At 61.1% G+C, this 11,484-nt stretch carries 1 protein-coding gene; it reads left to right on the top strand.

What is annotated here, in order from left to right; all coding sequences use genetic code 11:
• Positions 1–11,251, top strand: an 11,251-nt coding sequence (locus tag J5M58_RS06860) for an immunoglobulin-like domain-containing protein (RefSeq protein WP_207877650.1), incomplete at its 5' end; no start/stop codon positions are given.
• Positions 11,252–11,484 lie beyond the last annotated feature (233 nt).

Below are 11,484 nucleotides of genomic sequence, written 5' to 3'. Positions count from 1 at the left end.
CGAAGCCGGCAAGACCCAGGGCAGTGTCGACTTCCAGACCCCGGGCAACGACGTCTACAACAACGGCTCGACCGTCAGCACCACGATTACCGGTGCGACCGGTGGCAACTTCGAGCAGCTGACCCCGAATCCGACCCCGGCTCAGACCACGATCAACGACTCGGTCGACAACACCACCGCGACGCTGACCGCTTCGCCAAGCGTGACCGAAGGCGGTGTTATCACCTACACCGTGACCCTGAGCAACCCAGCCCAGAGTCCGGTGACCGTGACCCTGTCCAACGGCCAGACCATCACCGTCGAAGCCGGCAAGACCCAGGGCAGTGTCGACTTCCAGACCCCGGGCAACGACGTCTACAACAACGGCTCGACCGTCAGCACCACGATTACCGGTGCGACCGGTGGCAACTTCGAGCAGCTGACCCCGATTCCGACCCCGGCTCAAACCACGATCAACGACTCGGTCGACACCACCACCGCGACCCTGACGGCGACTCCGTCGGTGACCGAAGGCGGTGTGATCACCTACACCGTGACCCTGAGCAACCCAGCCCAGACCCCGGTGACCGTGACCCTGTCCAATGGCCAGACCATCACCGTTGAAGCCGGCAAGACCCAGGGCAGCGTCGATTTCCAGACCCCGGGCAACGACGTCTACAACAACGGCTCGACCGTCAATGTCACCATCGATAGCGCCACCGGCGGCAATTTCGAGCAACTGACGCCAGACCCGACGCCAGCATCGACTGTCATCAATGACAGCATCGATACCGTCACCGTTAGCATCGTCAGTAATGGCAACGTGACCGAGGACCAGCAGCCGTCCTTCACGGTGAAAGTAAGCCAGGCACTGGACCGTCCGTTGACGGTTACCTTGTCGAACGGCGACACCGTGACCATCGAGGCCGGCAAGACCGAAGTGGAATACAAGACCGCCGCCCAGGGGGATGACGTCATCCAGGATGCCGGCTCCGTCACGCTCAGCGTCACGGATGCCACCGTCTCGGGTGCCACCTTCGAGAAGCTGACCTTCGGAGGCCCGGCTACCGTTGAGATCTCGGACACCATCAGTGAAGTCGTCGCCAAACTGACTGCTACCGAGTCCGTCACCGAAGGTGGAGAAATTACCTACACCGTTACGCTGACCAGCAAGGATGGCCTGCCGCTCAACAACCAGTCGCCGCTGTATTTCACCCTCAGCGATGGCAAGACCGTTGTTGAGGTACCGGCCAACAGCACAACCGGTTCGATCACCGTTACCGCGCCAGACAACGTCTACATGGGCGCCAATCCGTCGGTGGTCAACGCGATCGACTCGGTCAGCGGTGCGGATGTGTGGAAATTCGAGAAACTGACCCTGGACAAGACCGAGGTCAGTACCACAGTGACTGACGAGCCCGGCACCCCCGGCACTGGGGGCGATCTCGTCCTGGTCAGCATCGAGGCCGACCAGGTGTCGGTCCCCGAGAACCAGAACCCGACCTTTACCGTGAGGGTCAACACCGTTCTGGCGCACGATCTTGTCGTGACGTTGAGCAACAATGCCCAGGTCACGATCAAGGCGGGGCAAACCAGCGCGCAGTACACCCACACCGAACAGGGTGACGACGTCTACCAGGATGCCGGCACCATCGGTGTTGGGATCAAAGCGGCGACCGATAGCGCAGGCAGCACTTTCGAGAACCTGCAGTTTGGCGGCGACGCGTCGGTGAAAGTGACTGACACCATCAACGAAGTGGTGGCCAGGCTGACGGCTACCGATTCCGTCACCGAAGGCGGCCAGATCACCTACACCGTCACGCTGACCAGCCAGGACGGCCTGCCGATCAACAACCATCAGCCGCTGTACTTCACCCTCAGCGACGGCAAGACCGTTATTGAGGTGCCAGCCAACAGCAACACTGGCTCGATCACCGTAACCGCGCCGAATGATGTCTATGTAGGCGCTCAGCCCGTAGTGAACGCGATCGACGCGGTCAGCGGCGCAGACGCCTGGAAGTTTGAAAAGCTGACCTTGGACAAGGCTCCAGTCAGCACAACGGTCACTGATGGCCCAGGCTCCGAGGACACTACCAGCCTGACGCTGTCTGCGACGCCGACAGTGGCCGAAGGCGGCAAGATCACCTACACCGCCACCTTGACCAACAAGGCAGGCACCGACCTGGTGATCAAACTGAGCAACGGTGAAAGCATCACCATTGCTGCGGGCCAAAAGGAAGCTTCGATCACCATCGACGCACCGAGCGACGACGTATATGTCGATGCCGCCAACCTGAGCGTGACCGTCACCGGTACCACCGGTGGTGATTTCGAGAAGCTGGATGTCAGCAGCACGGCAGCTGTGACCAAGGTGACCGACACCATCGACACCACCACCGTCACCCTGACGGCGACTTCGACTGTCGCTGAAGGCGGCGTTGTCACCTACACCGCGTCGGTCAACCACAAGGTCACCGGTTCCGACCTGGTGGTGAAACTGGCCAACGGCCAGACCATCACCATCCCGGTGGGCGAGTCGTCTGCTTCGGTACCGTTCACCGCGCCGAACAATGTCCACCACACCAACCTGGACCTGAGCAACAAGATCACCAGCATCTCGGGTGGCAACTACGAGAAGACCGTGGCGGTTGGCGAGCCAGTGACCACCGTCACCGACAACCCTGCGAACCCGGACATCACCACGCTCTCGCTGACTGCGACCGACACCGTGGCCGAAGGTGGCAAGATCACCTACACCGCTACGCTGTCCAACCCGGCGGGTACTGCTCTGACCGTCAAGCTGAGCAACGGCGAGAGCATCACCATCGCGGCAGGTCAGAAAGAAGCCTCGATCACCATCGATGCGCCGAGCGACGACGTCTACCTCGATGCTGAAGACCTGAGCGTGACCGTCGCCGGCACCACCGGTGGTGACTTCGAGAAGCTGGACGTCAGCAGCACTGCGGCTGTGACCAAGGTCACCGACACCATCGACACCACCACCGTAACCCTGACCGCCACGCAAAGCGTGGTCGAGGGCGGCGTTGTCACCTACACCGCATCGGTCAATCACAAAGTCACCGGTTCGGACCTGGTGGTGAAACTGGCCAACGGCCAGACCATCACCATCCCGGTTGGCGAGTCGTCTGCTTCGGTGCCGTTCACCGCACCGAACAACGTTCACAACACCAATCTGGACCTGAGCAACAAGATCACCAGCATCTCGGGTGGCAACTACGAGAAGACCGTGGCTGTAGGCGAGCCAGTGACTACCGTCACCGACAACCCTGCGACCCCGGATATCACCACGCTTTCGCTGACTGCGACCGATACCGTGGCCGAAGGCGGCAAGATCACCTACACCGCCACTTTGAGCAACAAGGCTGGCACTGACCTGGTCATCAAGCTGAGCAACGGCGAGACCATCACCATCGCGGCCGGCTCGAAGGAAGCGTCGATCACCATCGATGCGCCGAGCGACGACGTGTACCGCGATGCCGAAGACCTCAGCGTAACGATCACTGGCACCACCGGTGGTGACTTCGAGAAACTCGACGTCAGCAGCATTGCGGCTGTGACCAAGGTGACCGATACCATCGACACCACCACCGTGACCTTGACCGCGACTTCGACTGTCGCCGAAGGCGGCGTGGTCACCTACACCGCGTCGGTCAACCACAAGGTCACCGGTTCGGATCTGGTAGTGAAATTGGCCAACGGCCAGACCATCACCATCCCGGTTGGCGAATCGTCGGCATCGGTGCCGTTCACCGCGCCGAACAACGTCCACAACACCAACCTGGACCTCACCAACAAGATCACCAATATATCGGGTGGTAACTACGAGAAGACCGTAGCCGTTGGCGAGCCAGTGACCACTGTCACCGACAACCCGGCGACCCCGGACATCACCACGCTCTCGCTGACTGCGACCGACACCGTGGCCGAAGGCGGCAAGATCACCTACACCGCCACCTTGAGCAACAAGGCCGGCACCGATCTGGTGGTCAAACTGAGCAACGGCGAGAGCATCACTATTGCCGCGGGTCAGAAAGAAGCTTCGATCACCATCGACGCACCGAGTGACGATGTGTATGTCGATGCGAAAGACCTGAGCGTGACCGTCACCGGCACCACCGGGGGCGACTTCGAGAAGCTGGAGGTCAGCAGCACGGCGGCTGTGACCAAGGTCACCGACACCATCGACACCACCACCGTCACCCTGACGGCGACTTCGACTGTCGCTGAAGGCGGCGTTGTCACCTACACCGCGTCGGTCAACCACAAGGTCACCGGTTCCGACCTGGTGGTGAAACTGGCCAACGGCCAGACCATCACCATCCCGGTTGGCGAGTCGTCTGCGTCGGTACCGTTCACCGCGCCAGACAATGCCTACAACACCAACCTGGACCTGACCAACAAGATCACCGACATCTCGGGCGGCAACTACGAGAAGACCGTAGCTGTGGGCGAGCCGGTAACGACCGTGACCGACGGGCCAGGCACCAAGGACATGACCCACCTGACCCTGAGCGCGACACCGACGGTTGCCGAGGGTGGGAAGATCACTTACACCGCGACCTTGACCAATAAGGCGGGCACCGATCTGGTCATCAAACTGAGCAATGGCGAGACCATCACAATTGCTGCCGGCTCGAAGGAGGCCTCGGTCACTGTCGATGCCCCGGGCGACGACGTCTACATCGATGCTGAAGTGCTTCAGGTCAAAGTGACCGGAACCTCGGGTGGTGATTTCGAGAAACTGAATGTAAACAGCGGCGCAGCCGTGACCAAGGTCACCGACACCATCGACACCACTACCGTGACGCTGACGGCGACTTCGACCGTAGCAGAAGGCGGCGTGGTCACCTACACCGCATCGGTCAACCACAAGGTCACTGGTTCGGATCTGGTAGTGAAATTGGCCAACGGCCAGACCATCACCATCCCGGTTGGCGAATCGTCGGCATCGGTACCGTTCACCGCGCCGAACAACGTGCACAACACCAATCTGGACCTGAGCAACAAGATCACCAGCATCTCGGGTGGCAATTACGAGAAGACCGTAGCCGTTGGCGAGCCAGTGACCACTGTCACCGACAACCCGGCGACCCCGGACATCACCACGCTCTCGCTGACTGCGACCGATACCGTGGCCGAAGGCGGCAAGATCACCTACACGGCTACCTTGAGCAACAAGGCGGGCACCGACCTGGTGATCAAGCTGAGCAACGGCGAGACCATCACCATCGCGGCCGGCTCGAAGGAAGCTTCGATCACCATCGATGCGCCGAGCGACGACGTGTACGTCGATGCGAAAGATCTCAGCGTGACCGTCACCGGCACCACCGGTGGTGACTTCGAGAAGCTGGACGTCAGCAGCACAGCGGCTGTGACCAAGGTGACCGATACCATCGACACCACCACCGTGACTCTGACCGCCACTCAAAGCGTGGTCGAGGGCGGCGTGGTGACTTACACCGCGTCGGTCAACCACAAAGTCACCGGTTCCGATCTGGTGGTGAAGCTCGCCAACGGCCAGACCATCACCATCCCGGTTGGCGAATCGTCGGCATCGGTGCCATTCACCGCACCGAACAACGTCCACAACACCAACCTGGACCTGAGCAACAAGATCACCAGCATCTCGGGCGGCAACTACGAGAAGACCGTGGCGGTTGGCGAGCCAGTGACCACTGTCACCGACAACCCTGCGGCCCCGGACATCACCACGCTCTCGCTGACTGCGACCGATACCGTGGCCGAAGGCGGCAAGATCACCTACACCGCCACCTTGAGCAACAAGGCCGGTACCGACCTGGTGGTCAAACTGAGCAACGGTGAGAGCATCACCATTGCCGCCGGCTCGAAGGAAGCGTCGGTCACCATCGACGCACCGAGCGACGATGTGTATGTCGATGCCGCCAACCTGAGCGTGACCGTCACCGGCACCACCGGTGGTGACTTCGAGAAGCTGGACGTCAGCAGCACTGCGGCTGTGACCAAGGTCACTGACACCATCGACACCACCACCGTGACCTTGACCGCGACTTCGACTGTCGCTGAAGGTGGCGTGGTGACTTACACCGCTTCGGTCAACCACAAGGTCACTGGTTCGGATCTGGTAGTGAAACTGGCCAACGGCCAGACCATCACCATCCCGGTGGGCGAGTCGTCTGCTTCGGTGCCGTTCACTGCACCGAACAACGTCCACAACACCAACTTGGACCTCACCAACAAGATCACCAATATATCGGGTGGTAACTACGAGAAGACCGTGGCGGTTGGCGAGCCAGTGACTACCGTCACCGACAACCCGGCGACTCCGGACATCACCACGCTCTCGCTCACCGCGACCGATACCGTGGCCGAGGGTGGCAAGATCACCTACACCGCCACCTTGAGCAACAAGGCCGGCACCGATCTGGTGATCAAGCTGAGCAATGGCGAGAGCATCACCATCGCGGCCGGCTCGAAGGAGGCGTCGATCACCATCGATGCACCGAGCGACGATGTGTACGTCGATGCGAAAGACCTCAGCGTGACCGTCACCGGCACCACCGGTGGTGACTTCGAGAAGCTGGACGTCAGCAGCACGGCGGCTGTGACCAAGGTCACCGACACCATCGACACCACCACCGTCACCCTGACGGCGACTTCGACTGTCGCTGAAGGTGGCGTGGTCACCTACACCGCGTCGGTCAACCACAAAGTCACCGGTTCCGACCTGGTGGTGAAACTGGCCAACGGCCAGACCATCACCATCCCGGTTGGCGAATCGTCGGCATCGGTGCCGTTCACCGCACCGAACAACGTCCACAACACAAACCTGGACCTGAGCAACAAGATCACCAGCATTTCGGGCGGCAACTACGAGAAGACCGTGGCGGTTGGCGAGCCAGTGACCACCGTCACCGACAACCCTGCGACCCCTGATATCACCACGCTCTCGCTGACTGCGACCGACACCGTGGCCGAAGGCGGCAAGATCACCTACACCGCTACCCTGAGCAACCAGGCCGGCACCGATCTGGTGGTCAGGCTGAGCAACGGCGAGAGCATCACCATCGCGGCGGGTCAGAAGCAGGGTTCGATCACCATCGACGCCCCGGGCGACGATGTGTACGTTGATGCAGGGAACGTTCAGGCCAAGATCGACGGTACCACTGGCGGCGACTTCGAGCTGCTGGCAACCAACGGTGCCTATGCGGTTACCAAGGTCACCGACACCATCGACCAGACCGGCCTGAGCCTGAGCGCCACGCCGACCGTCGCAGAAGGTGGCCAGATCACCTACGTCGCCACCCTGACCAACAAGGCTGGCACCGACATGACGATCAAGCTCAGCAACGGTGCTGTGATCAGCATTGAGGCGGGCAAGTTCTCCGGCTCCGTTACCGTTCCGGCGCCCGCCGATGACGTCTATATCGATGCTGGCAATGTTTCGGCGAAGATCACCGAAACCAACGGTGGCAACTTCGAGAAGCTGAACGTCAGCGATACGGCGGCGGTCACCGCGGTCTCGGACACCATCCAGACCACCACCCTGAGCCTCAGCGGTACCACTGCCGTCGCTGAAGGTGGCAACGCCACATACGTCCTGAACCTGACCAACAAGGCCGAGACCGACGTCACCGTCAAACTGAGCTACACCGGCACCGCAGCCGATGGCACGGACTACACCGGCGTCGCCACGGTGGTGATCAAGGCCAACACCACGCAGGCAACGTTCACCATCCCGACCCTCAAGGACAGCATCACCGAGGGTACCGAGCACTTCACGGTCAAGATCGATTCGGCCACTGGCGGCAACTTCGAGAAGCTCGACATAAGCTCCAGCGCCGGCAGCGTGACCACCCAGATCTTCGAGCCGGCCCCGGTTCTGGACCTGGATGGCAACGACTCCAGCGGCAAGACCGGTGCCGACTACCAGACCACCTTCACCGAGAACCAGCCAGGCAGTGGTGTGTCGATCGGCGATGTGGACGTCACCATCACCGACTTCGACAGCTCGAAGCTGACGGGCGCGACGGTCACCCTGACCAACCGCCAGCCGGGTGACGCGCTGAACCTGGGCAACAGTGTCAACGGCATCACGGTCAACGCCAACAGCACAGACGGCAAGGTAGTCCTGACCCTGAGCGGCGCTGCATCGCTGGCCGACTATATCCAGGCGATCAAGAACATCACCTTCATCAACAGCAGCGAGAACCCGAGCACCACGCCTCGCGTCATCACCGTGACGGTGACCGACGGCGTGAATACCTCGAACACCGCCACGACCACGGTGAACGTGATCGCAGTCAACGACGCACCGGTCGCCACCGGCGGCGCCGTCACCGGGGTCGAAGATACGCCGCTGGTGCTGACCTGGAGTGACCTCAATATTTCCGACGTCGACAGCGCCCTGTCGAGCCTGGGTGTGACCTTCACCCAGCTGCCAGCAGGCTCGCTGCAGCTCTTCAACGGCACCGCCTGGGTCAACGTCGCCCAGAACCAGACCGTCAGCCAGGCCGACATCGCTGCCGGCAACCTGCGGTTCGTGCCGAAACCCAACGAGTCGGGTATCGACGGATATGGCGGAACGGGCGTCGGCAACAAGCAGGCCGACTATGCCCAGATCAAGTACAAGCCTACCGACGGTACCGCTGCTGGCAGCGAGGCCACACTGAAGGTCGATATCACGCCTGTAGCCGACAAGCCTGGCCTGAACATCGGCAGCAACACCCCCGATTCGCTTGGCCTGACCAAGGAAACCTGGAACAGCCTCACGGGCCTGGGCACCAACGGCAACGGTATCAGCGGTACAGCGCTGAAGAGCGTGTTCGCCAACTCTGGCAGTGCCAGCAAGAGCGAGCAGGTTACCAGTGCCGACTCGGGCGGCAGCGTTGCCGCCGGCACTGGCTCCAAGACCTCCGGCCTGATCTACCTGGAAGCTGGCCAGACCTACACCTTCAGCGGTACCGCCGATGACAGCCTGCAGGTCTATATCGGCAAAACCAGCGTGGTCGGTGCCACCTGGGGTGGGGGCGGTACGATCTCAGGCAGCTTCTCGCCGCCTGTCAGCGGCTACTACACACTGGAGATCTACCACGCCAACCAGTCCGGCCCGGGTAGCCTGGATATCAACGTCAAGGTCGGTAACGGCCCGGTGACCGACCTGAGCAGCTCGGCCATCCCGATGTACCCGAACGTTGCGGCGATGGGTAACGCCGGGCTTTCCGTGTCCGACCTCCATGGCAGTGATGGCCAGGGCTACTACGACGGTTACAAGCTCAATGAAGGGCCGGAGAACGGCACCGTCAAGCTGGTTGGCATTTCCGCCAACCTGACCGACACCGACGGCTCCGAGACCCTGAGCGTCAAGCTGGACGGCATTCCGGCAGGTTCGGTGCTCAGCGATGGCGCCGGTCATACCGTAACCATCGGCGCCACTTCGGTTGACGTCACCGGCTGGAACCTCAACGGCCTGAGCATCAAGCCGCCGGCGTACTACCAGGGCAGTTTCGATGTGAAGGTAACCTCGACCGCCACCGAGAACGTGGGCGGCAGCAAAGCCTCCACCGAAGGCACGATCAAGGTAACCGTCTATCCGGACACCTACACCGCCAGCAACCTGACCACCGACAGCGACAGTTTCACCGGCACCGCAACCAGCGACGTTATCGTTGCCGACATCAGTGGCCTGCACGTGACGCCGGGTCAGGACTACAACATTGCGTTCATCGTCGATACCTCAGGCAGCATGGGCAGTGCGGTGGATGCCGCGCGCAACTCGCTGAAGTCGGTGTTCGATACCTTGGCCAACAGCGTCAAGGGTGCGCAGTCCGGCACAGTGAACATCCTGCTGGTGGACTTCTCCACCCAGGTGAACAGTACGGTTTCGGTCAACCTGGGCGACAAGAACGCGTTGAGCTCGCTCTACACTGCACTCAATACGCTCTATTCCAGCGGCTCCACCAACTACGAGGATGCCTTCAAGACTACCGCCAACTGGTTCAAGCAATTGATGGACGCGGGCAACACCGGCAGCCGCCAGACGTTCTTCATCACCGACGGCCAGCCGAACGTGTATCAGGCCGGCGAGCATGAGGTCACGCTCATGAATTCCAGCTACACACTGGATGCCGCGCTGAAGTCGATCAACTACAAGTTGGGCGATGTGGTCATCAACAAGCTGGTGGGCAACTACAACCGCGTCAGCATTGATGCCGCTGGTAACATGACCGCCCAGTACAGGACCGCAAATAACAACAATTGGCGTGACGACAGTGACGCAAGCGGACAGTTGCACGCTCAGGGAGATGGTACCTATGAGTTTTCCTACGCTACTTCCGACCGCTGGACCGACTACTATGCAGACCTCAATTCCCAGCAGAGCTTCCTGTTGTTGTCCAAGCTGTCTGGCGTGGAGGCCATTGGCCTCAACAGCGCGGTCAATGTCAACGACCTGAAGCCTTACGACACCGATAGCAAGCCGCAGACCAATATCGACCCGAGCAAACTGGCGGAAGCGATCCTGGGCCACACCGAAGCCACCGTGCCTGGCAACGACACCGTCAACGGTGGTGATGGCAACGACATCATCTTCGGTGACCTGGTGAGTTTCGGTTCGGTCGCCGGCAACGGTGTCGAAGCCATACAGGGCTATGTCGCGGGGCAACTGGGCGTAGCCCTGGGTGATGTCGACGGTCGCGTGCTGCACAAGTACATCGTCGAGCACGTCAGCGAATTCGATGTCTCGCGCAGCAACGATGGCAATGACATCCTCAACGGTGGCTCGGGCAATGACCTCCTGTTCGGCCAGGGCGGCGACGATACCCTCGACGGTGGCAAGGGCAATGACATCCTGATCGGCGGCGTGGGCAAGGACACCCTGCTCGGTGGTGAAGGCAATGACATCCTGCTTGGCGGCAAGGGCGATGACACCATGACCGGTGGCAGCGGTGCCGACACCTTCGTATGGAAGGCTGGCGATATCGGCAAAGACGTTATCAAGGACTTCAAGGTAGCCGAAGGCGACCGTATCGACCTGAAGGACCTGCTCCAGGGCGAGAAGGGCAGCACCATCGACAATTACCTGAAGCTCACTACGGTGGAAGGCACGACCACGCTGCAGGTCAGCAGCGAAGGCAAGCTCAATGCCACCGGTGGGATCGCCAACGCCGACGTGACCATCAAGCTGGAAGGGGTGAACTGGTCCAACACCACGATCAACTCGTTGATCAGCGGAGCTGACCCGACCATCATCATCCACAACAAGGACAGCTGATTGCTGATCCGCCAGCGGGCTGCTTTGCAGCCCGATCGCCGGCAAGCCAGCTCCCACAGGGGCCGCGCAACTCTCGAGAGCTGCACAATACCTGTGGGAGCTGGCTTGCCGGCGATTGGCCGCTCAGGCGGCCACGGCTCTTTCCTGGCATCCTGCGACAGCGCATACTCTGGCGCCAGGCCTGCGTGACCGGCGATCTTTGCCTATGCTGCTGTCTACCACCAAGGAACCAA

It is taken from the genome of Pseudomonas sp. 32_A, assembly GCF_017490905.1.
Lineage (GTDB): Bacteria > Pseudomonadota > Gammaproteobacteria > Pseudomonadales > Pseudomonadaceae > Aquipseudomonas > Aquipseudomonas inefficax.
Note: the sequence above shows the minus strand (reverse complement) of the source record. Positions and strands in the feature narration are given on the sequence as shown.